This is a genomic window from Paenibacillus sp. VTT E-133291 (assembly GCF_002264395.1).
Classification (GTDB): Bacteria; Bacillota; Bacilli; order Paenibacillales; family Paenibacillaceae; genus Paenibacillus_AQ; species Paenibacillus_AQ nitricinens.
Genome location: NZ_NFVA01000061.1, coordinates 16818 through 43157 on the forward strand (window position 1 = coordinate 16818; position 26340 = coordinate 43157).

Here is a 26340-nt window from a genome sequence, read left to right on the forward strand (position 1 = left end):
TTAAAACCGGACGACCCATATAAAAAAGAGGACGACCATAATAATTTGTAGCACAATTTTGACAACAGTACTACTAAACAACCCAAGTATGGATCCTACACTTACTTTGGCAGCTTTAGCTGGTGAAGAACCCACGATCAATTCTCCTATAAAGGCACCCAGAAACGGACCAATAATAAGTCCAAAGGCTGGGATTACAAAAGGACCAATGATTAGCCCAATCGTACTCCCGATAATCGATGAACGTGAGCCGCCAAATTTCTTAACGCCCCACGCCCCTACAACGTAATCAGCAATAAATAGAACTACAACGATCAGCGTTTGAATGATCCAGAACCAAACACCAAAAGGCTCGAAAGAAAAGAACCAGCCATATACGAAAAAAGCAAGATAAATCGCAAGTGCACCCGGCAGTATAGGATACACTGCCCCGGCTAGCCCTACGGCAAATAAAGCAATAATAAGAATCCAACCCAGGATCGTCAATACTTAACCTCCTAATAGCAAATATGCTCTATGGATTCACTTCGCAATAGCTTCATTAAAAATATATTTTTGAATGACTTCTGCAATTCCATCATTATTATTAGAAGCCACCACAGCGTCAGCCTCTTCTTTAACCGTCTCCTGAGCGTTGCCCATGGCAACCCCAAGCCCTGACTGCTGAATCGCTGCAAGGTCGTTGAGACTATCACCAACCGCTATAACTTGGGACATGTCTAGTCCTAGGAGCTTACAGACTTCCATGATTCCGGCTGCTTTATTCACTCCAAGAGGGTTAATCTCCAGGTTATGCGGAGAGGAGTTCGTAATCTCCAGCCCACCCATATCTTGAAGACGAAGCAGCAGCTTATGACGAAGCTCATCATCTTCGGTGTGATAACCGAATTTAAGCCATTCTCTGCCTGTTACATCCCCATCCCAGTTATCCTGTTTGTGGACCTTTTCCGTAGAATAGGCCCAGAACCAGATGTCATCTTCTTTAGCAAGTTCATACATTTGTTGTACCAGCATAGGGTCCATCAAGGATCGCCGATAAATTTCGTGCGGTGCTCGCCATACCTCACTACCGTTCACAGTAATCATAGGTGTTTCTAGTCCAAGCTGCTCAGCATATGGAAATGCACTTGTAAAAGCCCGGCCTGTCGATAGACAGACATGAACGCCTGCGTCGACCGCCTTTTGAAGCCATTTCACCGTTGTAGGTGTAATAATCTGTTCATCATTCAGTAGGGTTCCATCCATATCCAAAGCAAGCAGGCGGTATTTGGCAGTCATTGCCACCCCTCCATTCTTTTATGCTCTCAATAGAGCAGCTGTTTATTTTTTAATCATTATTCACCTTAGAGTCGAAGTTACTGAGTACCTGTAGTCGTTCCTTCATTCGCGAGATCATTCGTATTATTACCTGACTGTAGACTCTTCTTCGGAACGCCATCAAGTCCATATTCCCAATCATAAGCATCAAAAATTTTGCGTGCGACCGGCGCAGCACTCTGGGAACCAAAGCCCCCTTCTGGAATAACTACGGCTACGGCCAGCTTAGGATTATTTCGTGGGGCATAGGCAATAAATACACCGTTATCGCGAATTTGACCCTTTGCCACTTGTTGGGATGTTCCCGTCTTACGAGCAAAATCATAAGGGAAATTAGAAAAAGCACTCACTTCACTTCGCATACCCTGTTGGATTTCTTTCCAATAGGATTTATCGAAGGCGGTTACCTCATCTAGCACTTCACGACCGAACTCCTTAATTACTTTTCCGTCAGCATCTGTAATCTTGCTAACTAGCTGAGGTTTGATCCGCTGTCCTTCATTAGCAAGTGTAGCTACGTATTGCGCAAGCTGCAACACTGTATAACTACCTTGTTGCCCGAAAGAAGCATATACAAGTGCCGCTTGGGCACTACCTGCCGCCTCTATATTGGTATAGTTAATCTGTCCTAAGAATTCATTGGGCAGACCACTTCCCGTGGATACACCAAGACCAAACTCTTTCATATACCTATCCCAGATATCTACGCCTTTGCTTTTGTATTTGTCATACAATCGTTTACCGATCATATCAACCATGAACGCATTCGACGATTTCTCAATCGCTCTTGCAGGGTCCATAGAACCGTACACATGTCCTCCAGAGTTTCTTACCTTGGTTTCATGACCAGCTTTACCAAAAGTCGCGAAACCTCTATCTGAATAGTAAGTTGAAGGTGTAAAGAGGCCTTCATTCAGACCGACGAGAACGCTTAAAGGTTTAATCGTTGAACCTAATAGCAATACAGACCTAAGCCCATTCCCTGAAGTTCCTGAAGAAATCGGATTAATGGTTCCGTTCTGGTAGTTATTCATAATACTGTTCCAGACATCTGTTGATAAAGAGCCTGATGTCCAAATATTCGTATCGTAGTCCGGCATACTTGCCATACTGACGATATTCCCCGTATCGACTTCCATCGCTACAGCATAACCAGTTAAAGCATTAGGATGCGTTTTTCCCTGTACAGGATTGGAATGCAGCCACTTAATCTGATCCATAATTGCCTGCTCTGTCTTCATCTGAATGCTCTTATTAATGGTTGTCCAGACGTCATTACCTTTTACAGGAGGAACTACACGTTCGACTTTTTCTGCCATGTTCTGTGGATTGACGGAGATTTCCTGATAGCCGTTTTGTCCCCGAAGCTCTCTCTGATACTGCAGCTCCAGGCCGTCAAATCCGACAAATTCGTCGTCTTTATAAGTTAGTCCTGGCTCCGGATTGTTCTTCATTGCATTTAAGATATTCTTATAAATATTAAGGCTGTTTGCTGATTTAAAAGGCTTGATATAACCTACCGTCTGTACGGCAACCGTATCTTTGTCGTAATGACGAATGCTTTCCTCGACAATCTCAAGGCCTGGGTATTCATCCTTATGTTCCATGAAATAGGCTACTTCCTGAGTCGTTAGATCAGCCTTAATTCGCCGTGCCATAAAGCCTAGTGATTTCCGGAAATATAAATCCAGTGCCTCAATAACATCTTTTTCTGTCATTTTCTCAGCTTTTGGATCACCGTATTTATTGAAATCAGCTACCAGCTTAGCCGCCAATGCATCTGATTTAGCTTTCGCTTCAGGGGTCAGAGTAGTTTTACCGGAAATTTTATCTGTTTGCTTGGCGGTAAACTCCTTATTAAGCGTAATATACAGCGATTGAACCGGCGTAGAGTACGCTAACTTCTCACCTTCAGCAGCATAAATTACACCTCTCATGGAAGCTAGCGGTACATTTTTGGTATCTCTGCTTGTCTCCACTTCAGTTAAAGTGGGTCCTTCCACGAATTGCAACACAGCCAGGCGTATAATAATTACGCAAAATATAACAAACGTGCTAAAGAAAAACACGTTGAGTCGCAGGCCTATGGAACTTTTACTGTTGGTCTCATCTGGAGGCGAGGCCTGCTTACGGAAAAAACTCACAGTTTATTTCTCTCCTTTTTCTCTAATTATTCTTGAACGGGGCCTGACGCAGGAGCAACATTCTTTTTCGGCACACCATCGAGCCCGTACTCCCAATCATAGGCGTCAAAAATTTTACGAGCCACCGGAGCAGCGCTGTTGGAGCCAAAGCCCCCTTCTGGTATAACAACCGCTACGGCCAGCTTCGGATTATCTCGCGGAGCAAAAGCAATAAATACCCCATTATCGCGGTTAATATTTTTTCTATCTGTTTTTTCAGAGGTACCTGTCTTACGTGCAAAATCATAAGGGAAATCATCAAAAGCACTAACTTTACTGCTCATCCCCTGTTTGATCTCTTTCCAGTAGGATTTGTCAAATGTTACTGTATTAAGCACTTCTCGTTTAAATTCCTTAACCAACTTCCCTTGTGCATCCGTGATCTTACTAACAAGTTGAGGCTTAATACGCACCCCTTCATTAGCAAGCGTAGAAGCATACTGGGCAAGCTGCAATGTAGTATAACTGCCCTGTTGGCCAAAAGAAGCATAGATAAGTGCGGCCTGCGAGCTGCCTGCGGCCTTAAGATCAGTATAGTTAATCTGGCCCGGTGATTCGCCTGGGAGACCACTTTTCGTTGATACACCCAGCCCGAATTCTTTCATATATCTGTCCCAGACCTCTATGCCTTTATCCCCCGGATATTTCTTGTAAAGCTGCTTACCCACCATATCAATCATAAATACGTTAGAAGAGTCTCTAATAGCTTTAGCTGGATCTAGTGGACCATATACGTGACCCGATGAATTTCGTACGGATGATTTATTATCCTTACCGAAATAAGTAATGCCCACATCTGAATAGGTTGTTGAGGTATTAAAAAAACCTTCATTTAAACCAATTAACACACTTAATGGTTTGATCGTAGATCCCATAAACACAAGTGAACTAAAATCATGACCTGATCTACCAGATGAATTTGAAGTAATCGTACCATTTAGATGATTATTCATAATTTTATTCCAGACAGTTGTCGGTAAGGAGTCTTTGGTCCATACATTTGAATCGTAATCCGGCATGCTTGCCATGGCGACAATATTTCCAGTCTCCACTTCCATGGCTACGGCATATCCGGTTAAAGCATCTGGATGCGTCTCACCTTGAACAGCATTGGTATGCAGCCATTTAATCTGATCCAATATGGCCTGTTCTGTCTTCATCTGAATCTTCTTATTAAGGGTCATCCAAATATTATTACCCTTTACAGGAGCAACGTTCTGTTCAACCTTCTCAGCCATATTCTGAGGAGTCACCGAAATGACCTGATAACCATTTTCTCCTCGTAGCTCTCGTTGATACTGCATTTCCAGACCATCAAACCCCACATATTCTTCTGCTTTATACATAAGTCCAGGGGGAGAATCTTTTTTCATTTCACTACGGACATTCTTATACATCGCTATATCTTCAGTCGATTTAAATGGCTTTCCAAAGCCGACTGTCTGCACCGCTACCGTATCTTTATCGTAGTGACGAACGCTCTCCTCCACGATCGTTAGCCCCGGATAATTGTCTTTATGCTCCATAAAATAGGCTATTTCCTTTGGAATTAATCCAGTCTTGATCCGTCGCGGCACATAACCTAAATACTTTTTGAAATCTAAATCTAATGAATCCAAGATATCTTGCTGCGTCAGCTTCGGTGCATTCGGATCTCCATATTTAGCAAAATCAGCTGCAAGCCTTACTGCAAGCATATCGGAGTTGTACTTCGCCTTCTCCGTAAGTGAGGTCTCACCTGTTACTTTATCTGTCGTTCTAGCTGTGTAATCTTTAGTTAATGTAAGGTAAAGCGACTCCGTAGGTGTTGAATAGGCAATCTGCTCTCCTTCGGCAGCAAAAATAATCCCACGCATCGCTGCGAGCGGAACAATTTTCGTTTCCCGGCTCGTTTCTTCTTCACTCAACAGAGCTCCCTCAGTAAACTGTAAACCTGCAAGACGTACAATAATAATACAAAAAATAAAAAAAGTGCCAAAGAAAAAAACATTCAGTCTCAGACCTACAGAATTTCTTGAAGATATCCCGTCCTTAGGCGGGGGCTGCTTACCAAACAAACTCACCAGCTTTCTCCCCTTCTACAAGCATAAACGCCTTGACTGTCCTTATAAGGACGGTAAGTGTTTATGCGAGAAATATAAGACATAAAGTATAGTGCTTATACTTTCTTATATTTGAAAATGTCTGACATACCTTTGCCTGTGACATTACTCTTATGATGAAGGTGAGTTCTTAGCTGCTTATTGTGAGCATGCCCTCGCATTTAAGTTAGAACTGACGTTACTTGAGTTTATTGTACCACACCCCAGGAGTTCAGCGCCCTCACTCAGAGGGCGTTCTCCCTAATATGCGTTTCATCAAAATCCTTCGGATTGAACCAATCTCCGCTGCTAGCCCAAGTCGGATCCAGCGGGATCCAAGCTTGCCGATCACTTATATATACTTCATTCCAAGCATGTGCACCATACCCGCCACGCCCATCATAACCCTGACCTGTTACAACCCGAACCTGCAAGCCCTGTGAACGAGCCATCACAGCGTACAGTCGGGCATAGTCTATACATACCCCTTGCCGAGTGTCGAATGTATCCTGTGGTGTTTGTTCATGCCAGACCCTGTTTTGCAAATAATTATCAGCTTTAGCATAATCATAAGTCACGCGTGTACCTACCCAATCATAGAGAAGTCTCGCTTTTTTCTCTTCATCTTGCGCTTGTCCAACAATGTCTTCTGCTGCTCCTATAATATCCTGAGGAATTTCATGATCGATAACCTCATATTTCCTGCGAAGGATATCATTCATCTCTGCTGCAACGGTCTTCGTCAGAATAGGGAGTTTCTTCTGCACAGTCTCACCAACAATAGGTTCAAATACAGCTGCAGCGCTCTGACTATAGATTGGAGAGGACTCCACATAACGACTAAATCCACTCTCCGGATTTAATCCAACACAGATGAAAAGAGCGAGAACAATTACCAGACTACGCATTAAACCGATAATTAATCCAACGATTGCTCCTCCCATACGGCTAACCTGCGTAATCTTTCTGTCTTTAAACTTCTTAGCACGCCGCAATTGTGGAAAAGGAAGCAACATGGATAACAACCCTAAGAGCATACGGATTAACAGATAAGAAATCAGGAGTAATAACAGAAATCTAACTAGCGGTGATTCTGATAACACAGACACCGCCGTATAATAAATTTGCTGCCACTGTGTAAGCTTCGTGTCAGGAAGACTAATCCCCGACGCCCAAGTCTCTACATAGGGATTGAGGTAGGCTGCAGCTGGGATAGCTAATACCAAAGATGCTATAGTAAATAATCCTGTTCCCAGCAGCCCAAATAATCTTCCGGTAGCACTTGAGAAACCTCTGCTCCAGCCTTGCAATAGAGAGAAGACTACAACCAGCAGGAGGGCGATCGAGATGATATTAGCATCACTCACACTAGTCATCCATCCGTTTATCATATTCGCTCTCTCCTTTCAGTCGCGCGCTTGCTCGCTTGTTATATTTTTGAGCCCAAGCCTGTTATTGATGTTTGCGGGCTTCCTCGATAAATGTTTTTGTCGTATCAGTAACACTCCACTTCCCAAGACTAACACCACGGAAAGTAACCTCTACTTTATCTTCACCCGCTGCGCCCTTCACTTCAATATTCGGCGTTGTAATCGTAAAGGTCCCGTCTCCATTTGAAGTGTACTTCGCATCCTGCGCTTCTTTAAGCATAACCTCTTGCGCTTCCTTCTTTAGCGTGCTTACCGTTCCATCTGCCACCTTATTCACAGCGTTACCAATTTGGTCCATTGTAACACCACTATAGATGAACAAGCCTACAACGATCACAATGACAATCGCCCATTTCAGAACGGTTTTAACCAAATTAACAACCGCAAACAGCAGGACAAGCGCAATTACAATAACTAGCCAATTTTCCCTTATAAACTGTGACCATACCTCTGGATCCATCAATCTCACAACACCCCTATCGCCTAGTTTCGTCCCAAGGATTCTCTCTTCCCATAGACATAACGCCAATATTAATTATTATACATGAATACCCATCATAATTCATGGTTCCACCCTCCGTAAAAGGTATACCTACGAGTGGAATTAAAAAAGCGGTATAAGCCCTCTCTGTCCCACGTAAAGTACAAGTAGTGCTTAAGAATTGGTTCTTCATTATTACGCCGTCCTGCATTCACTTGTGCTGTAGGTGGCTCTCGGAGGTGTTCCCCTGTGAAAACTGCGCTGTGGCTATACTTATTTCTCTTTTTGGCGTTCTTCGATTTACATGCTCAGTATCCCGTCCTTACGCCCTTTGCCATCTCTCTTGGCGCGGGACCCACCTTTATTGGCTGGATGATGGGCATGTACTCGTTGACCCACCTTCCCGGCAATCTGCTTGCAGGCGTACTCGTCGATCGTAATGGCTCCCGCCGCTACATCGTCTTCAGCCTTGTCGCAGCGGGAGCTATCCTACTGCTGCAAGCTCATGTACAGCTTCCATGGCATCTGCTAATGCTAAGAGCAGCAAGTGGATTCGTGCTCGCTTTTCTCTCTCCAGCCTGTATGACGTTACTAGCTTCTTTATCATCGGATGCCACAGAGCAGGGTAAATATATGTCAGGACATGGTATCGTTCATACGTTAGCTTCCGTTGTATCGCCTGCTGCGGGAGCTTTTATCGTAGCAAAAGCCGGCTACTCTGGTACCTTCACCACACTTGGATGGCTCCTTATCGCAACAGGAATCATGGCTTTTTTTAGTGTACCTGCACCTTCGAGACATATCTTAAAGCCGCTAAGCTCAGCGCAATCCTCATTAAAAGTTCCAGATAAACCTTCTATTCCAGCGAAAGATGACGATCAGGTATCCAAACGGTATTACCTTTTACCTTTTTTCGTTTCCTGTTCACAAGGCGTTCTCTTTTTCGAGCTCCCACTATCTCAAACAGGGAGTAATAGTATCCTTTCCACAGGTATACTCCTGTCACTCCTCAGTTTAGGTGCTTTGGTAACGCTTAGCATGCTCTTTCTGAACCGTCTATCACCAGGAGGAAGAATAGCAGCGGCATTACTGGGAATGGCTATCTGCTTCTTTGGACTCGCCTCATTCCACAGTATCCCGACTGCTGCGATTCTTTTTGTGCTCGGTGCAGCCAAAGGAGTGCTATTTCCTGCAATGGCCTCACTCTTCATTAGTCTAGGTGGTCCTGGGCGAATGGGTCGGACTTTCTCCATGCAATCGATAGCCATGTCACTTGGTGCATTCGCTGGTCCCGTGGCTGCCGGACAGCTAAGGTCCTTTGTTTCTCCTTACTTCATAGCCTTTCTAGTTCTAATGGTAGCATTGCTTCTTCTTCCACCTAAAAACACAGGGAAACTATCGAACCTTACTTCCAAATGGAAAGGGCGAGCCGCATGATTCTTGGCTTTTACGACATTTCCCGGGGAATGAAGACTTTCCTGCCGAAACAGTTGTTAAAAATGACGATCCTTCGGTAAACTATAATGAGCCTGATGCTTGGACCCATTCCCGGAGGTGATTGTCAGCTAATGTCCATAACGATTATTGTCGAAGGTAAGAACGACCGCAGCAAATTACGACGCGTGCTGGTACCGGAAGTAGAAATCCTATGTACCTTTGGTACATTAAATACACTAAAATTAGAATCCCTCCGGCAACAAGTAGGAGATGGAGAGGTATACCTTTATTTGGATAACGACAGCTCTGGCAAAAAAATACGCAGTGTGCTCCGGGATGCCTTCCCAGATGCCGATCATATTTATACTCGCCGCGGATATGCAGGTGTGGAAGGTACGCCTGATGAATACAACATCACTCAGCTCGAAAAAGCCGGTTTGGAAGATTTTATCATCTACCCTGAACCACTTCCATTTTAGCTGAAGCAAGTATAAGGATAATGTATTGCAGGAAACTTATACTATCGTATATAAAAAAACGCCTTTTTCGTTATCCCCCAATAAAAAGGGATTCGAAAAAGGCGTTTTTAAGATTTGATGTTCTATTCCCGAGCCAATTCCTTCAGCTGGTCGGCAAGAAATTCAGGCGTTACATTCTCCGTATCTCCTGCGTCATACAATGCACGAAGTCGATTATCTCGGTCAACTAGCGCTATACGGTTGGCATGTACGAAATTTTCTCTGGAATTCCCTGCGATTAATACTTTAAAAGAATCCGTTGCTAACTTACGAACTTCTTCCTGATCCCCCCGCAAGAAATACCATCCATCATAATTCGCCTGAAAACGGTCTGCAAAAATCTTAATAGCTTCCCGAGTATCATTCTTCGGATCAAAAGAGATAGAAACAAACTCCGTATCTTTACCAAAACTGCCATCCTCGACCAGAATCTTCTGTGTCTGAGATAACAAAAACGTAGTTATGGGACATACATCCGGACACTGTGTAAAAAAGAAGTATACCAGCCGTGCTTTACCTTGTGTATCAGCCAGAGTAACCTGGTCTCCATTCACATTTTCAAGAGAAAAGTCCTGTACTTCTCCGATTACTGGCAATTTTTCTTTTCCTAAATTTAAAGCGTTAATTGCCAGATAACCAGCCATAATCAAAGCAAGTATTAGCAGAAGCCAAGTCCATTTATAACGCTTAAAGGTCTGCACGGACACGTATACCCTCCCTCTTCTTAACCGTGAATCGTATTTAATACAAGTACGATCAAACTAACCGTCAGGTAGTTAATGGAGAAGAGGAAGTTCTTCTTCGCCCAAACTTCATCATCCTTTGCCTTAAAACCCATCAAGGTCAATATTAACCAAGCCAAGGACAACGCTGATGAAATGATTAGAAAAAATATGCCTGCGTAATCGTAGGCGTACATTAACACTGGAATAGGCAGCAAAAGGGCAACATAAGGAATCATCTGAAATTTCGTACGTCGTGTTCCTTTAACTACAGGTAGTAATGGAAATCCTGCCGCTCTATATTCTTCTTTACGTCTAATGCCCAACGCCCAGAAGTGAGGGGGTTGCCATAGAAACAACATGGCAAAGATCAGCCAAGCGCCTAGATCAACCGTTCCTGAAACCGCAACATAACCAATTACCGGGGGCATTGCTCCAGAAATCGCACCTACAGAGGTGCTCCATGTGGATGTCCGCTTCAACCAAAGCGTGTATACTACTACGTAAACGAACATGCCAACAATTCCAAACAAACCAGCAAGCATACCTGAAAAAGCAAACAGCACGATCAAACCTGCAATACCAAGCCCAATGGCGTATAATAATACAGTGTTTGGTTTCAGTCGTCCTGTAGGAAGCCCCCGTTCACGGGTTCTTTCCATCTTCATGTCCAGATCCCGGTCGAAATAGTTATTAAAAACACAGGCCGAAGCCATAACCAGCATTGTACCGAGCAGAGTCAGAACTAATCTGCCGTAATGAACATCCCAACCCGAGGCCAACCAATATCCCGCAAACGCCGCAATAAGGTTAGATCGGATAATACCGGGTTTTGTTACAGCAATGAAATCACGCCAGCTAGCACCTTCCGGTGGAGATTTTGCAGACATGGCTGCAGAATCGGAAGAAGCTTGAAATGTTATATGATTGTCCACACCTAATGATCCTCCTTCTAAACGAAAATCTAACGTTCTAACCGAAGTATTCACTACTTCGCTGTTAACTTTATCATAACAAACCCGTGAAGACTTTGACAGTCATGGGGCAGTAAGTTCATGAATTCGACAATTACGTGACAATATTTATTTAATTTTTCTTTCAATCCCCCTAATAACCAGAGCTGTATTTGGGTAATTATTAATAGAGAACTTCCGAACAACAAAGGAGAACTGACCAATGGATACTGCTACACATTTAGTTATGGGCCTAGGCTTAGCCGGGCTTTCCTTCGTTGATCCCATCGTTGCTTCTGATCCGAAACTGGCCGGGGCTGTTATGCTGGCAACAGTGCTCGCCTCTCAGGCTCCTGATGCCGATACTGCGCTACGACTGAAGGATAATGCGTTGTATATTCGTAATCACCGAGGAATCACACATTCCCTACCCTTTCTAATTCTGTGGCCCGCCCTGATTTCCTTCGTGTTGGGGCCTTTATTTGGCTTTACTGATTTACAAGCCCTAAGCCACATCGCACTCTGGAGCTTCATTGGCGTAGGTGTTCACGTATTTTCTGATCTATTTAATACCTATGGCACTCAGGCTGCACGTCCATTCACAGAGAAATGGATTGCCTGGAACATCATCCACATTTTTGACCCGTTTATATTTGGTAGCCATATCGCAGCCATCCTTCTCTGGATCACCGGTATCGTTCCGCCGCAACCTTTATTTATTACGCTGTATGCCTGTACAATTCTTTATTATATTTGGAGAACCGTCGTTCACGCACGCCTTACGCGTAATATCAAACTCAAGGATTTACATCATAATGCCGGCGAACGTTATATTGTAATCCCTACAATTTCTCTAAAGCGCTGGAACGTAGTAAAAGTGAAAAAAGATGGTAGCTATGATGTTGGGCAGTTAGTCAATCATCGATTGGAATGGTTCAAACATGCTGTATGCTCGAATCATCCCGCTGTGGAAATATCCAAGTCGCACCCTGATATTCAGTCCTTTCTATACTTCACCTCTTATGCAGTAGCCGAAGTCGAAGAACTTCCTTCAGGATATATGGTGCGCTGGGGGGACGTACGTTATTTACATCGTAAACAATACCCATTTGTGGCTGTATTAGTGATGGACAATCAATATCGACCTTTAAATACTTATGTAGGTTGGCTTAGCAGCGAGAAGCTCGACAAACGATTTTCCATTGACCCTGGATCTTTACGATGAAACTGTAGACTTACGCAGAGATCTATTCTATAATCACAAAAAATCCCGGAGTATTATTATCATACTCCGGGATTCATTTTAGCAGACATAGAAAGGAAGGCTCTCTTAATGGGTAAAGGACTTTCACTTTGGTTCGCTTGTTCTTCTATTCTTATTCTTACTGCCGCTTCAATCGCGATCAGTTATAGCTTTTGGTTGGCACTTCTGCTCGGATTTCTCTGTGTCATGAATATCGGCTGGGGATTTATTCTTAAGGCCAAGATCAGACGCAAGCAGGAAAGCCTAAGCGCTGATTAGATTAACGGGCTGGCAGAAATCCCATCCGCTCTTTAACTCCATTCAGCGTCTCTGTGGCAACAATGCGCGCACGACCAGCACCTTCTGCAAGAATATCTGTGATCGCACCCGAGCTACGAATTTCATTATATCGTTGTTGTATAGGCTCAAGCGTAGCTACAACCACTTCAGCAAGATCCTTCTTAAAGCCGCCATACATTTGCCCTTCATAACGATCGGCGATTTGCCCCAGTGTCATTCCAGAACATTCGGAATAAATACTCATCAAATTACTGATCTCTGGTTTATTAGCCGGATCAAAAATCACTTCACGTCCTGAATCAGTCGTTGCACGGCTGATTTTTTTACGGATTATGTCCGGTGAATCTAACAGAGCAATGTAGCTGCCTGCGTTAGGACTGCTCTTGCTCATTTTTTTGGTGCCATCATCCAGAGACATTATACGTGCACCCACCTCTGGAATGTACGGCTCCGGAATGGTAAAGAATTCGCCAAAACGATTATTAAAGCGGCCAGCTAAATCACGAGTCAGTTCCAAATGTTGTTTCTGATCTTCTCCAACTGGTACAAGATCCGCATTATAAACAAGAATATCTGCTGCCATCAAGGAAGGATAGACGAATAAACCAGCGCCAACAGAATCTTTGCCTGATGATTTATCTTTAAACTGGGTCATACGCTCCAGCTCGCCCATTGCTGTAAGTGTCGTCATGATCCAGCCCAGTTCAGCGTGTTGTGGCACATGAGACTGCATATAGACATTAGAACGTGCAGGATCAATTCCTGCTGCAATAAAGAGGGCCGCTACGGACTCTGACTGTTCACGCAGTGCCGCAGGATCTTGTGCTACAGTGATTGCATGCATATCGACTACCATAAAGAAACATTGATGATCCTCTTGCAGCTTCACAAAATTTTTCAGTGCTCCAATGTAGTTCCCCAGTGTAAGTGAACCGCTCGGCTGAATACCTGACATTACTTTTTTCATAATATAGACCTCCGTTTGATTTCGTTTCTAAGTTTCCGAGAACGCAAAAAAAGCCTCATCCGCAAGGGACGTGAGACCGTGGTGCCACCCTTATTCGCTGCTTAATCTTGTTTGGACAAGAAAAAAACAGCCTTAGTCTTCCGTTAACGGGGAAGATCCGGCCGGTCTACTAGGGCATCTAGCTCCCGTTCAAGCTCGGCGCTCAGGGGTCCATTCATCAGGTTTGTCCTACCGGTTCGCATCAACCACCGGCTTTCTGAAGGTGCAATGCCTGCCTACTTGTCCCCGTCATCACATTATCATCATGAATTAATGCCTTCATCATAGAACCATAAAGAGAAGTTGTCAAATCACTTAACCACTACCGTATAAATCTGTTATGATAAGGTTATCCATGTTCTATTCGATTACAGTTACGATAAAGGAGCATATCTCATGAAACAGGTGACCAAAGGGCAGTGGGGCGGTTATGATACTTATATTTTGCACAGCCGTGAACTGGAAGTCACGCTTTTGCCGCGACTAGGAAATAACGTGATTTCATTGTTTGATGTAAAGAAACAACGGGAAATTCTACGGCGCCCTGATGAAAGCGATCAAGCTTTCTTTATGCAAAAACCTTACCATTTTGGCATGCCGCTATTAATTCCACCCGGAAGAATTCGTAAGGGCCAATTTCAGTTCGAGGGTACAAGTTATCAATTTGACCAGAACACCGCTAATGACAATCATATTCATGGTCTACACCGAACTCAGGCCTGGTGTGTCAGCGATATTGAAGAAGATGAGGATGGTTGCGCGGTCACTACTGAATTTCTAACAGAAGATGATCCCCACTGGATGGAGCAATTCCCTATCCCGCTTAAATTCGAAATGACGTTTAGGCTTCAGGAAGCCCGATTTACCCAAACTTTAAAGGTTACAAATCTTGGAGATCACCGAATTCCTTTTGGAATCGGTTATCACACCTGGTTTATGATTGATGGAGAACCTGAGCGCTGGAATCTTAAGCTCCCGGTAAATAGTATTTATGAACTGAATGATGAATTGCTCCCTAGCGGCAATCTAATTCCACTTGGTGATCTGGAAGCCTTGAACACCGGAATGAACATGCAGGGAACTAATTTTGATACTGCTCTACGTATTGGAGAAAAACAACCTGTAGAAGCCTTATTATTACGCGATGATGGTTATGGCCTTCGTTATACTGCTGACGAGAATCTATTCCGTCACTGGGTGCTATATACCAAAGGACCCGCCGAACAATTTCTGTGCATTGAGCCCTATACTTGGCTCGCGAATGCACCGAATGTATCCGAGGATGCTTCCTTCACAGGTCTTTTAACGATAGAACCTGGTCAGAGTCAGAATCTATCCACCGTGCTGGAAATGATCTATCCTGAGATTTAAAGCACATATACACTATATCGGTCTTGCCTTGCGATTACGTAAGGGAAGACCGATTTTTTTGTAAATCCCTAGCAATAAAGGATTCCTATCCTCACTTTTATTCCACTAATAATTACCATCCTTAAAACCTTTCGAAGTGATGCATGAATTAACCTCTTAGCGCTCATACTATCTTCACAACGGGCGAAGGAGGTGACACACATGGGTCAAGCAGGTCAAGGTCGTAGCAGCCGTTCCAATAACCTGGTCGTTCCTCAAGCAACTGCAGCATTGCAACAGTTGAAATATGAAGCAGCACAGGAGCTTGGAGTAACGATCCCAGCTGACGGTTATTACGGGAACTACACTTCTCGCGAAACTGGTTCTCTGGGCGGTTACATCACTAAACGTCTAGTACAACTGGCAGAACAACAACTGTCTGGTCGTCAGTAACAACGTTATCTTAAGTGTTTTATCCGGCTAGGTATAAAGCCTAAAGCCGAGTAGCTTTTGAGCCCTCTTACACTTCTTTCTGAAGCTGTGGGAGGGTTTTTGATTTTCACAATATATTGAAATTTTATGTAAACAACGCTTAACCGAAAAATTGTTCAGAGCTTTCAGCATAGGCATTACGAGGCGATCGAATCATTAGATTTGCCATATTATAATTGGACTCCAATGTAGCATCTACAATCACCATTCCCTGTCTAATGGCGAATTCATAAGAAATCTCGCCATGCGTCCAACGCCGCTTGTATTTCAGGCTTTCCAGCGCCATTAGTCGAAAAGAAGACTGCTGTCCATCTGTCATCCCTTCTTTTGCATCAGTGAATCCCCCACTTCGCCCAGAAAGAGGATTATGTCGTATCCCGAATTTTCCAATCATGTTATTTCGTATTTGCACAAAAACCGTACCAGAAGTTAATCCCGATAATTCTTCCTGTAGCTCCTTAAACACCATGTCCATCTGTCTCGCTAATGATAGTTGTTCCGTCTTAAGCATTACTTTTCCTCCTAAAAGTTTTGTGAGCATAGCTTCATTCGAATTCACTTCGTACAAAACTTGCTTCGAAAGCATTTACTTCGTTTTGTGAGCATAGCTTCATTCAAATTCACTTCGCAGAACTGACTTCGTAAGCGCTTGCTTAGTTTTGTGAGCTTAGCCAAGTGGTATTCTAGCGCGCCTTATATAAGTCTTAAGACTCATTATAGGTTACTGACAAATGGCAAACAACATTATTCGGCAAAATTGGGTTATTATCCCTATGTATGCGCAAAATCCATAGATTAATCGCATATTTCTTTTTATAAATCGTGATTTTTCGACATTTTATCATTAAAAAAAGCCCCTGTTTCAGGGGCTTTTGCGTGTTCATGCTGAAAAATTATTGTTTTTTCTACCGTTAAATTTGTCTTAGTTTAGACTTTTTCAAACTAATTGCTCCGTCATCTCCAAGAACTCATTAATGTCAGCTACAATCAGATCTGTAGCACCTTGCCAGAAGTCCGGCTTCGTAAGATCCACACCCAGATGCTTAAGTACCAAATCCTCTAAAGTCATCACACCAGTATCTTGCAACAAGCTATCGTATTTGTCTGCAAAGGACGCTCCTTCTTGCAGAGCCAGTCGATACAAGCCTGTGCTGAACATGTAGCCAACGGTGTAAGGGAAGTTATAGAACGGCACATCGGTGATATAAAAATGCAGTTTAGAAGCCCAGAAATGGGGATGGTATTCCGAAAGCACCCCACAGAAGGCTTCCTTCTGTGCTTCCACCATCAATTCAGACAGCTCCTCAGCATTTACAAGGCCTTCCTTACGTTTTTCATAAAAACGAGTCTCGAATAAGAATCGGGCGTGAATGTTCATAAAGAAGGCTACGCTATTTTGAATTTTCGTTTCAAGCAGCGCCAGTTTCTCTTCAGCGTTGCTAGCGGCTTTAACCTGAGCGTCAGACACAATGACCTCTGCGAAGGTTGAAGCAGTCTCTGCAACATTCATAGCGTAGTTCTGATTAAATACAGGTTGATCATCCAGTAAATAAGAATGATAAGCATGTCCCAGCTCATGCGCCAAGGTTGAAACATTGGACGTTGTACCGCTATAAGTCATGAAAATCCGCGATTCCTTACTCTCAGGGAAGGAAGTACAGAATCCTCCAGGACGTTTCCCCGGACGATCCTCCACCTCAATCCAGTTATGATCAAAAGCACGCTCTGCAAACTCCGCCATCTTCGGACTAAATTTGCGGAACTGGGTAACGATATCTTTAGCAGCCTGATCATATGGGATTTTACCTGAAGATTTACCCACTGGCGCTTCGACATCTACCCAGGAAAGAGCATCCAGTCCAAGCAGCTTGGCTTTACGTTGAAGATAGGTCACGAGTGCAGGCTTGCTATTCGTAATCACGTCCCACATCGAATTCAAAGTATCTTGTGACATGCGATTGATGCTCAGCGGATCTTTCAGAATATCTTCCCAACCTCTTCCTTTATAGAGCTTCAGACGGAAGCCTGCTAAGTGATTCAAGGTATCCGCACAGTTATCTGCTGCTTCGGTCCATGCTTCTTCCCATTTATGGAACATGGATTGACGTACTTTCGGATCTGGATCATCCAGCTTGTTAAAAGCTTGACCTGCGGAGAGCAGCTTTGTTCCTTCTTCATCCTCAAATGGGATCTTAATCGAGCTTACAATCGTATCATAGTGCCCGCTCCATCCATGATATCCGTCAACGGCTAGTTCAAGCGCTAAGCTTTCTAACTCTGGACTCATCTTCTCACGGGCCAAGTCACGGCTCTCGCTCAGCACGAACGTTAATGGAGCAATCTCAGGACGTGACATCCACTCTGCCCATACCTTGTCCGTAGTCTGACGAAGCACGTTACTGAATTGTGAGTTAATGCCTTCGAATCCGGCACGCATACTTGTCACTCGAGCCGCCAGTCTTACCGCACCTTTGTCCATTTGATTCTGAGCGCCCAGACAGTCTGCGAAGGAAGAGACCTCCACAAGTCTTCCTGAACAGCTCTGAAGCAGTTCTATAACCTTGTCCAGCGCCTTTGTAGACTCAACATCCGTTGGAGCTACGGCATTCTTCACCAGACCCTGTAAGGCTGCAATATCTTGTTCAAGATTCTTTAAAAAGCTTTCTAACTCAGTAGAGGACGATCCTCCATGAAATATGGAATCAAGTTCCCAAGTCAGTGATAATGGTTGTTTCATGTCTTCTCACCATTCCTTTGCTCTCATTTGGTTTTCTTTGTAATTGACTTAACACCATGGTAAAGTGAATAACGATACCGGAACATTCATAGCCGATAAACTTTAGGAGGGCATCCATATGAAGCCACTACAAATTTCACCGGAAACAGCCATAACGTTATCCAAGCAACTAGGCGTTCCACTGGAACACTTGATGCATATGCCCCAACATATTTTACTGCAAAAAATAGCTGAGCTATCCAAAAAGCAGAATTCACCGCAAGCTGAGGATGGAAATGAAGAGTCTCCTTCTGGAAAGGATTCACAATGATTCCTTTTAGTCATACCTGGCCTTATGACATTATTTTAGGCGATATGTATGTGCAGTATTGCCCTTTCTGCAACTCGGAGAATGTTCTTCTCCCTATGAAGCCAAAAGAATTGCAAATCGTTCGTGACGGCAAGAAAAAACTACTTGTCTTCCCATGTTGCAGCGCTAGCCCTACAGTTGTAGATAACGACGGAGATTACCTCCTATTCGATCGGGCAGTTCGATAAAGAGAAGTTCATCTAAATCCCAATCTTACCATTTTTATAAAGCGCAGACGAGAGCATTACTCTCTTCTGCGCTTTTTGTTGTTTGTAAAGCTTTAAGAACCTGAAGGCAATCCATCGGCATCCATATCTACAGCTTCGCCGCGCATTTGCTCTCTTAGCACAACCCACTGCTCCCTGGCAGCTCGAATCATCGCAGCATCCATAATCTTCTGATCATTAATCAGGCGGGAGAACCACATTACAGCCACAGAGAACTCTCCAATGCGCCGGTTAAGTTCGCCGATAAGATACATGAGCCGGGCATCATTGCCAGCTATTCCGTCTTTTTCGTATACCTTCACATATTCAGCTAATGAATAGCGCAAAAAGCGTTGTTCCTGTTCCGTATTCCCTTGATACCGGTACAACCAGGCAATGTGATGAAGCAGACTTGCAATAATTCGATCCTTATCGTTAATACTTTGAGCACATAAAAGCGCCAGTTTATAGGTCTCGAGTGCAGTTTCCCAGCTTCGTTTATCCCCAAAGTCACGGCTCTTCCATCGTTTTCCTACCTGTTCATTGAATGCTTTTCGCTGCAGATCCGTCAGCTTGTCCGCTGAATTTTCTGTAGAGGCAAACCCACAACTTGGGCAGACACGTACAACATAATAATCCGGATTCTCGTTTTTGTAATATGCACAAAAATCAGCATCGCGGCGAATAGCCTTTTTTAGACTAGGGCGTACGCGAGAGGTTGAAAATTCATGTTCACAATTGCAACATTTGACCTTAATAGAATATAGGGGTATTAAGTCTGGCAAGTACTCTCATTCCTTTCAGGATCAACCTGTCCCTTATTATTCCTGGGGCATGTTAACAAAATGATGTGCGGGACCTGCAAGGCGGCTAAGCACGAAGGAACGCAGCGGCTCTTCTACGCCGGTCTCCACAAGCGCCTCTTTCATACACTGCAACCATTCTTCAGCACGTTCTGGAGTAATGGGAATATGCATATGCCTTGCTCTCATCATGGGATGTCCATGCAGTTCTGAATACAATGGGCCACCGCCAAAAAACTGTGTCAGGAATTGATACTGCTTCTCCAGAACAGGAGAAATGTCTTCAGGAAATAACGGACCCAGCTGCGGATGAAGCTGCACTTTGGCATAGAACACTTCCACCAATTTATGTAGCGCTTCAGCTCCTCCTAAGTTCTCATATATACTCTCATTTGGATTCATTGAGGTAACCAGCTCTCTTCCATATTAATGAAACGTTTCTTATTTTATTATACCAAAAAAAAGCACGGCTCGGATATCCGTCGAAAGTGCCCCTAAACGGCAGAAAAAAGACGCTAAACTATAGTTTAGCGCCTGGAGGTTATTGTCAGTAGGTCCGAAATTCTTCATCACCTGCAGGGACGAGAGAGACACGGATCACATATACAAAAGCACAAACGAGAACTCCGGCTACAACGCTCATCGCCATCACTCCATCCCATTTATTCTTGTAACAGAGGGTGCATTTCTTATTTACATAATATCATATTTCGAGCGAAAAAGCACCGATTTATGTAACCGCTTCCTTTATTTTTTTTGTGCTGTTTGTCCTTCTTTTCGCATACATCTAACCATAGATCAGGAGGCGTTAATTATGACTTTTAAAAAGATTGGCGGCCCACTGCTGGGATTAATATTGGCGGGCTGTATGCTGCTGATGTTGCTTCATCCGGAGGCATCCCTTGGCGCAGCCTTACGAGGCCTGGCCATCTGGTGGGATGTGTTATTCCCCTCCCTATTTCCATTCTTCGTCATATCCGAAATCATGCTAGGTCTAGGGATCGTTCATCTCTTTGGTGCACTGTTAGATCCATTGATGCGCCCTCTTTTTGGTATACCGGGAAGCGGCGGGTTTGTCGCTGCGATGGGATATGTATCAGGATATCCTGTTGGCGCTAAATTAACCGCTAAGCTGCGGGAACAGAATCTGATTAGCAGAGTAGAGGGAGAACGATTAGTCGCTTTCACAACCTCCTCTGATCCAATCTTTCTGTTAGGCGCAGTGTCTGTAGGCTTTTTTCGAGACGCATCGTTGGGGCTCATCCTAGCCCTTGCTCACTATGGGAGCGGTTTGATTGTTGGCTTGCTAATGTCGTTCCATGGACGCAAAGAACAGAGATCCCCCTCCCAAGACCCATCCATAACTAGTTCTACTGCCCCCTCTGTTCCAGCCAAAAAAGGTTTTGGAAGAATCCATGCAGCACTTCTTGCCATGGAGGAGGCTCGGCGTAAAGATGGACGGAGCTTTGGGGAGCTCTTAAAGGGAGCAATCCAGTCCTCGCTAAAGCTGATTATTGTCGTAGGCGGTTTGGTTGTATTCTTCAATGTGCTAATGGAACTGCTGGCCCGTGCCGGTATCCTATCCTCCCTCTTTAACATGACAGGACATCTTGTGTCCCTTGTAGGCGGTCCTCCAGAACTAGCTCAGGCTCTCATTAGCGGATTCTTTGAGGTGACGATCGGTGCCCGTTCAGCAGGTGAAGCCGCAGCTTCCATCCCGCTTCAGTTCAAGGTAGCAGCTGCTGCCTTCATCCTCTCCTGGGGCGGATTATCTGTACATGCCCAGGTGGCAAGTATTCTGAACGGTACGGGACTTCGGTATCTGCCATTTTTGACTGCACGGCTAATTCACGCCATACTCGCATCAGGATTGGTCTTGCTGCTCTGGAAGCCTGTGATGAACACAGGACTGTCTACCACATGGATATCATTACCAGCCTCTACGGCCTTTACTCCTTCTGCCTCAGGGATCACGGCAAGCCTCGCCCTGCTGAGCCTATTATTAACAGCTGCAATTCTAGTCTCACTGCTTATCCCTGTATTCATTACAATGATTCGATGGGTACGGCGAAGTTGATTAACATATTGTGTTCCGGGTCAAGATTGATTATGATCGGTGTATGACTGAATTATACAAAAGGAGCCTGTACATCTTGAGATATTATGTTCTGGACCGCGGTGATGAACTATCAATCAAACTTGCCGAGCAGTTTCACAAGCTGGCGGCGGAGCGGGACCTGCAACTGGATGCCGAGTCTCCCGAAATCGTCATCTCTATTGGCGGAGACGGCACAATGCTGCACGCTTTTCATACCTTTATCGATCAAATCCCCAATCTAGCCTTCGTAGGTGTGCACACAGGACACTTAGGCTTCTATGCGGACTGGCAAGCCGAAGAGCTTCCCACGTTAATCGACTACATGTGCGGAACCGAAGATTCTGAGCCTCAGAAACCTCGTATCGTGAAATATCCGTTACTTGAGCTGGAAATTCACAAGAAATCCGGTTCTTCGTCCCACATTGCCCTAAATGAATTCACCCTTAAAGGGGTAGATGGAACTATAATGATTCAAGTTGACATCAATGATGTTACCTTCGAAATGTTCCGGGGTGATGGACTTTGTATTTCTACTCCTTCTGGTAGCACGGCCTATAACAAAAGCCTTGGGGGAGCCATGGTTCACCCATCTATAGAAGCGCTGCAGATTGCCGAAATCGCCTCCATTAACAACCGTGTATTTCGAACAATGGGGTCGCCATTACTACTGCCGAAGCATCACCATTGCGATATTCTTTCATGTAAGGATCAGCGCTTACTACTCACGATAGATCATAATAATATCCCGGTAGATGATCTGATTTCAGTACGCTGCCAAGTATCGGACAAGAAGGTCAGTTTCGCCCGGTACCGTCCTTTTCCGTTCTGGAACCGTGTACGTGAAGCTTTTTTGGTTTAAGATTAACCTTCGATCCAACGATTTTCAGTGGCTGGAGATATCCATTTCTCCGGCTTTTTTGTGTGACAAAACTAACACCAACTGATAGACTGAGAGAGAAGCCAAATGGTATAATGAGGCTATTTTACAAAGAGTTACATAAAAGGAGAGAGTACTGTTGAAAAAATTTTTATCCCTCATTAGCATAAGTCTACTGGCCCTTATACTTGCAGTCCCGGCTTTTGCAGCTTCGAAACCCATTGATGTTTATATTAACGGAAGTAAGGTTTCCTTCACCGCTGGATCCCCATACTTAGCGAACAATTCTGTACTTGTACCTTTCCGGGTTGTCTTTGAGAAGCTTGGACTTCAAGTGCTCTGGGATGCTAAGACTGGAACAGTAACAGGTAAAGGCTCAAATCTTGCGATTACCCTCAAAATTGGCAGTAACCGTGCTACTGTTAATGGAACCGTTAAAAAACTAACCACTGCACCAGTTTCCTCTGCTGGCACTACATACATCCCTTTGCGTTTTATTGCTGAGGCAACCGGGGGGACGGCCGTCTGGAATTCCACCAATAGAAGTGTACAGATTACTACTCCTGTCTCCAAAGATAAGGACGAAGCAGCCATTACAGCATTAGTTCGTTTGGCTAATAAATATTTCAATGAAGAAAATGCGACTAGCTTCTATTCCCTTATGGAGGAATCCTCTGACGCAGCATCAGTGGCCGAGCTCAAGGAATCTTTTAAAGCTTTCGACATAAAGAATACGATTGATAGCTTGGAAATCCTCGACATAAAGGCTGACGAAGCCACTGTGTATACACTTGAAAGTTCTCGCAGAATAGGTGGGGCTTATACTCCTGATACAGAGAATGAATACGTATATACCCTGGTCCGCAAGAACGGAAGCTGGAAGATCTCATCCGTGGAATCCCAAAGTTCGACCATTCTCCTTACGCATGAACAAGGTATAAAACCAGCAGCCAACATCCCTCAAAACGATGCGGATGCCATCAAAGGTACTGTTAACAAGTATTATCAAGCAATGAACGAACAGAATCCTACAGCAGTTCTTTCCACGATGACTTCCTATGGAGAAGAATATGATTCCTCTCTTAAGGCAGATTTGGATGATTTCTTTGCTTCGTATGATATTACCTATACTCCAGGCATTTCAAATATTTATTATTACAGTGCCAAAGAAGCTGCTATATATGTAGAAAGCAAAGACAAGGAAGCTAGTGAAGAAGAGACTTATGAGCAAGGCCTTATCTATATTCTATCCAAGTCGGATGCCGGTATATGGACAATCGATGACACATATAACGTCTACAATAAACTTGTGAAATCCTAATAAAAAGGGTGTTTGATTCCATGAAATCAAAAAAAATAATAAGTGCACTGTTAACGAGCTGTCTAGCTTTATCTATTACATTTGCTCCACTGGCTTCCGCCGCAGATGCCGCTAAAGCTTCCACAGACAACAGTGATCTTATTAATGAAGTAATGAAGCTATTGGAGAACTATAACCTTTCAGATGTAGATAAAGATATTTTGATTCGCGGAGCAATTGACGGCATGGTGAACACATTGGATGATCCATACAGCCAATACTTCAATTCCGAGGAAGCGGCGCAATTTGAGCATGCGGTTGATCTCGAATACGTTGGAATCGGTGTTAAACTTCAATATACGCCGATAGAGCTCTACATCGAAGAAATCTCTCCAGGTTCTCCTGCTGAAAAGGCAGGCTTGAAACGCGGCGATACGATTCTCAAAATCAACGGAATACCTGTTGACGAAACGGATGATTCGGAACTGAGTGGAGCCGCGGGCACTAAGGTCACCCTGCTGATCCTCAGAAATGGGGTCACAAAATCTTATATTGTCACCCGAAATGAATTGAACTCGACTTCCGTTTTTGGAACCCTCATTGGTCCGAAGATTGCCTATATTTCACTAAGTGGTTTCACACAGAATTCTGATGAAGAATTCGCCGCTATGCTGAAGAAGATGCGTGCAGCGGGAATGAAATCCATGGTGCTTGATTTACGTGATAACTTGGGTGGCTACATGGATTCGGCATACAACATTGCCTCTAGTTTTATGGATAAAGGCATCATGATGTATACCTCTGATCAAAGTGGCGCGTTAACTCCTGTTACGATTACTAGTGGCAGCAAAATTGGTGTGCCCGTCGTAATTATAACCAACGAATACACTGCAAGTGCGTCGGAAGCTCTTACGGGGGCCCTGCGCGACAACAAGCTGGCTACTGTTGTAGGCACTCGTTCTTACGGCAAAGCGCGTATTCAAAGCCTACTTCCAGTGTCTAATGGCGACATGCTGAAATTGACCACGCAGAAATATCTAACACCTAAAAAAGAAGACTTTAATCACATCGGTCTCGCACCGGATATTGAGGTAAAGGGAAAAACTGCACAGCTGATTACCGCCCTGCAGATTGCTGGAATGAAGACTTTAGAAGTCACCGGAGATCATCATATCTTAAATATCAATGGCGTTCCTTTTGCTGGTAATGTTGGTCTTGTGAAACAGGGTGATAAAACTTATGCTTCATCGCTTGTGCTGGCTGCACTTGTCGAGGGCGAAATCACCTGGGATGCCAAGAACAAGAAGGTCATCGTAAAGAGCGGAACAGGCGCGTCCACCGGCTTTACGCTTTCCTCCAAAGAGGCGCTATCTCAGAATGGTGAGACCTACATTGAATTAAATGCCTTTAAGAAGAAGTTTCCGGCCCTCGTATGGAGTTACAATGCTACACAGAAGCAATTGAAATTATCTATAAAATAATCCATAAGAAAAGGCAACAATTCTCCGGAGATGGAGGTTTGCTGCCTTTTTTGTACCTGTCTATTCAAAAGAAAAAAGCTGTCTCATTCGTAGAAGGACTCTACTTATGGTCAGCTTTAATCATTAAGATTGTGGATTTTCTATGTTTTGTGTGTTTTGTGTGTTTTCTGTGTTCTGTGTGTTTTGATTATTTTGAGGCTTTTGTGTATGTTGGGGCTTTTGGGATTGACCTTGGGGTGGTCTGCTTTGAAATTCCTTTTTGGATTTCTTCCCTTGCGAATCTTTCCCCCGGTGATTTCGGCTTTGATGTTCTCTCAAAGGTCGTTCCTTAGCAGAAGTCATTTCTTTAAATGCAGCAGATGAATTCGAGCCTTGCTTAGATGATGGTTCTTTAGAGGAAAGCTCCTTATCTATAGCCGCTCCATCATTATCTTCAGCTTCTAGCTCCGAATCTTCTTCCTCACTCGGCTCTGGTATTTCTTTGATCAGAATATCCTTGAACAAACCTTCTTGTGGTACCTCTTTTAACTTATGCAACACAAAATATGCGCAGCCAAAATTGCAATATTCATTAATATAATCGACCATACCAGAAATCGCTGTATCCCGATTCACCTTTGGGTGGTTGTCCCGATAAAAGCCTTTCAAACGCAGCTGACTGTAACCCCAGTCACCAATAATGTAGTCGTATCTTTCCAGCACCTCGCTATATCTTCCGCGAAACGCCTCCGGATTCCAACCATCCTTATGATCTAACATTAGTTCGTAGCCTTTTCCGCCTATAACGATCAAACCTTTTGTCGCCTGCCTTTCTGTGGGGAGGGTGCGTTGATTATACCGTCATTTCCGAGAAATATTGGGCTTTCGGTCGCTGTTGTTGATTAATTTCTTTTATTTGAACCGCATCAGCGGTTGAAATCAATCAACAGTGTATGCTTACGATGCTAGCTTTCCTTCGGAAAGCTTTCAGGCGAAC

General features: G+C 44.0%; 26 protein-coding genes and 1 other annotated feature. Of the genes, 12 read left to right on the plus strand and 14 right to left on the minus strand.

The window, feature by feature from the left end; all coding sequences use genetic code 11:
* The 6 genes from CA598_RS21425 to CA598_RS21450 all read right to left on the minus strand — a co-directional run bounded on the left by CA598_RS21425 (position 1) and on the right by CA598_RS21450 (position 7471).
* Positions 1 to 486 (minus strand): DUF456 domain-containing protein, encoded by a 486-nt coding sequence (locus CA598_RS21425; protein ID WP_076285251.1) that lies wholly within the window; start codon positions 484 to 486, stop codon positions 1 to 3.
* Between the two features lie 36 nt (positions 487 to 522).
* Positions 523 to 1278, minus strand: coding sequence for a Cof-type HAD-IIB family hydrolase (locus CA598_RS21430; protein ID WP_094873314.1), 756 nt, complete (start codon positions 1276 to 1278; stop codon positions 523 to 525).
* A gap of 77 nt (positions 1279 to 1355) precedes the next feature.
* Entirely contained in the window at positions 1356 to 3461 is a 2106-nt protein-coding gene (locus tag CA598_RS21435; RefSeq protein ID WP_094877841.1) for a peptidoglycan D,D-transpeptidase FtsI family protein, read from the minus strand.
* Positions 3462 to 3487: 26 nt separating this feature from the next.
* Positions 3488 to 5563 carry a peptidoglycan D,D-transpeptidase FtsI family protein gene (locus CA598_RS21440; protein ID WP_094877842.1) on the minus strand — a complete coding sequence of 692 codons (2076 nt, stop codon included), beginning with the start codon at positions 5561 to 5563 and terminating at the stop codon, positions 3488 to 3490.
* 263 nt (positions 5564 to 5826) lie between these two features.
* Positions 5827 to 6972, minus strand: a complete 1146-nt coding sequence (locus tag CA598_RS21445) for a transglutaminase domain-containing protein (protein WP_094873308.1) — start codon at positions 6970 to 6972, stop codon at positions 5827 to 5829.
* A 61-nt stretch (positions 6973 to 7033) separates the two neighbouring features.
* Positions 7034 to 7471 (minus strand): hypothetical protein, encoded by a 438-nt coding sequence (locus CA598_RS21450; protein WP_042191604.1) that lies wholly within the window; start codon positions 7469 to 7471, stop codon positions 7034 to 7036.
* 270 nt (positions 7472 to 7741) lie between these two features.
* Between CA598_RS21450 and CA598_RS21460 the strand changes: the two genes are divergently transcribed.
* Positions 7742 to 8929: an MFS transporter gene (locus tag CA598_RS21460; RefSeq protein WP_094873305.1), complete on the plus strand. Its 1188-nt coding sequence runs from the start codon at positions 7742 to 7744 to the stop codon at positions 8927 to 8929.
* Positions 8930 to 9060: 131 nt separating this feature from the next.
* Positions 9061 to 9408: a DNA primase gene (locus CA598_RS21465; RefSeq protein ID WP_094877844.1), complete on the plus strand. Its 348-nt coding sequence runs from the start codon at positions 9061 to 9063 to the stop codon at positions 9406 to 9408.
* Positions 9409 to 9530: 122 nt separating this feature from the next.
* On the opposite strand, the gene CA598_RS21470 is transcribed toward CA598_RS21465, so the two are convergent.
* Both CA598_RS21470 and cyoE read right to left on the minus strand, forming a co-directional pair.
* Positions 9531 to 10154: an SCO family protein gene (locus CA598_RS21470; protein WP_306440482.1), complete on the minus strand. Its 624-nt coding sequence runs from the start codon at positions 10152 to 10154 to the stop codon at positions 9531 to 9533.
* 17 nt (positions 10155 to 10171) lie between these two features.
* Complete coding sequence (cyoE, locus tag CA598_RS21475; RefSeq protein ID WP_094873303.1) at positions 10172 to 11104, minus strand: heme o synthase; 933 nt, start codon at positions 11102 to 11104, stop codon at positions 10172 to 10174.
* 241 nt (positions 11105 to 11345) lie between these two features.
* Between cyoE and CA598_RS21480 the strand changes: the two genes are divergently transcribed.
* Positions 11346 to 12347, plus strand: a complete 1002-nt coding sequence (locus CA598_RS21480; protein ID WP_094873301.1) for a metal-dependent hydrolase — start codon at positions 11346 to 11348, stop codon at positions 12345 to 12347.
* A 108-nt stretch (positions 12348 to 12455) separates the two neighbouring features.
* Complete coding sequence (locus tag CA598_RS21485; protein WP_042130914.1) at positions 12456 to 12644, plus strand: hypothetical protein; 189 nt, start codon at positions 12456 to 12458, stop codon at positions 12642 to 12644.
* A 1-nt stretch (position 12645) separates the two neighbouring features.
* Here CA598_RS21485 and trpS read toward each other — a convergent pair whose 3' ends face one another.
* On the minus strand, positions 12646 to 13632 hold the full coding sequence (gene trpS / locus CA598_RS21490; protein ID WP_094873300.1) for a tryptophan--tRNA ligase: 987 nt from the start codon (positions 13630 to 13632) through the stop codon (positions 12646 to 12648).
* A 61-nt stretch (positions 13633 to 13693) separates the two neighbouring features.
* Positions 13694 to 13933 (minus strand) — a binding site (T-box leader).
* Between the two features lie 134 nt (positions 13934 to 14067).
* Between trpS and CA598_RS21495 the strand changes: the two genes are divergently transcribed.
* Positions 14068 to 15042 (plus strand): aldose 1-epimerase, encoded by a 975-nt coding sequence (locus CA598_RS21495; RefSeq protein ID WP_094873299.1) that lies wholly within the window; start codon positions 14068 to 14070, stop codon positions 15040 to 15042.
* A gap of 201 nt (positions 15043 to 15243) precedes the next feature.
* The gene (locus CA598_RS21500) at positions 15244 to 15474 is read left to right on the plus strand and encodes an alpha/beta-type small acid-soluble spore protein (RefSeq protein ID WP_042130917.1); all 231 of its coding nucleotides are present in this window, start codon (positions 15244 to 15246) and stop codon (positions 15472 to 15474) included.
* A 139-nt stretch (positions 15475 to 15613) separates the two neighbouring features.
* Here CA598_RS21500 and CA598_RS21505 read toward each other — a convergent pair whose 3' ends face one another.
* Both CA598_RS21505 and CA598_RS21510 read right to left on the minus strand, forming a co-directional pair.
* The gene (locus CA598_RS21505; protein ID WP_094873297.1) at positions 15614 to 16024 is read right to left on the minus strand and encodes an O-methyltransferase; all 411 of its coding nucleotides are present in this window, start codon (positions 16022 to 16024) and stop codon (positions 15614 to 15616) included.
* A 426-nt stretch (positions 16025 to 16450) separates the two neighbouring features.
* Entirely contained in the window at positions 16451 to 18250 is a 1800-nt protein-coding gene (locus CA598_RS21510; RefSeq protein WP_094877845.1) for a M3 family oligoendopeptidase, read from the minus strand.
* A gap of 118 nt (positions 18251 to 18368) precedes the next feature.
* Here CA598_RS21510 and CA598_RS21515 point away from each other — a divergent pair, with 118 nt between their 5' ends.
* Positions 18369 to 18560: a YycC family protein gene (locus CA598_RS21515; RefSeq protein ID WP_042130920.1), complete on the plus strand. Its 192-nt coding sequence runs from the start codon at positions 18369 to 18371 to the stop codon at positions 18558 to 18560.
* Positions 18557 to 18787 carry a hypothetical protein gene (locus CA598_RS33050; RefSeq protein WP_042130921.1) on the plus strand — a complete coding sequence of 77 codons (231 nt, stop codon included), beginning with the start codon at positions 18557 to 18559 and terminating at the stop codon, positions 18785 to 18787. The genes CA598_RS21515 and CA598_RS33050 overlap by 4 nt, the downstream gene beginning before the upstream one ends.
* Before the next feature lie 92 nt (positions 18788 to 18879).
* Here CA598_RS33050 and CA598_RS21525 read toward each other — a convergent pair whose 3' ends face one another.
* Entirely contained in the window at positions 18880 to 19590 is a 711-nt protein-coding gene (locus tag CA598_RS21525) for a DUF2225 domain-containing protein (protein ID WP_094873295.1), read from the minus strand.
* A 36-nt stretch (positions 19591 to 19626) separates the two neighbouring features.
* On the minus strand, positions 19627 to 20010 hold the full coding sequence (locus tag CA598_RS21530; RefSeq protein WP_094877846.1) for a globin domain-containing protein: 384 nt from the start codon (positions 20008 to 20010) through the stop codon (positions 19627 to 19629).
* A gap of 412 nt (positions 20011 to 20422) precedes the next feature.
* Between CA598_RS21530 and ylbJ the strand changes: the two genes are divergently transcribed.
* The 4 genes from ylbJ to CA598_RS21550 all read left to right on the plus strand — a co-directional run bounded on the left by ylbJ (position 20423) and on the right by CA598_RS21550 (position 25364).
* Positions 20423 to 21685: a sporulation integral membrane protein YlbJ gene (gene ylbJ / locus CA598_RS21535; protein ID WP_094877847.1), complete on the plus strand. Its 1263-nt coding sequence runs from the start codon at positions 20423 to 20425 to the stop codon at positions 21683 to 21685.
* Positions 21686 to 21761: 76 nt separating this feature from the next.
* Positions 21762 to 22565, plus strand: coding sequence for an NAD kinase (locus tag CA598_RS21540; protein ID WP_042191633.1), 804 nt, complete (start codon positions 21762 to 21764; stop codon positions 22563 to 22565).
* 157 nt (positions 22566 to 22722) lie between these two features.
* A complete protein-coding gene (locus CA598_RS21545; RefSeq protein WP_179283728.1) occupies positions 22723 to 23904 on the plus strand; it encodes a copper amine oxidase N-terminal domain-containing protein in 1182 nt (393 codons plus the stop codon).
* Between the two features lie 20 nt (positions 23905 to 23924).
* Complete coding sequence (locus CA598_RS21550) at positions 23925 to 25364, plus strand: S41 family peptidase (RefSeq protein WP_094873290.1); 1440 nt, start codon at positions 23925 to 23927, stop codon at positions 25362 to 25364.
* 123 nt (positions 25365 to 25487) lie between these two features.
* Here CA598_RS21550 and CA598_RS21555 read toward each other — a convergent pair whose 3' ends face one another.
* Positions 25488 to 26156, minus strand: coding sequence for a YutD family protein (locus CA598_RS21555; protein ID WP_094877849.1), 669 nt, complete (start codon positions 26154 to 26156; stop codon positions 25488 to 25490).
* Between the last annotated feature and the right edge of the window lie 184 nt (positions 26157 to 26340).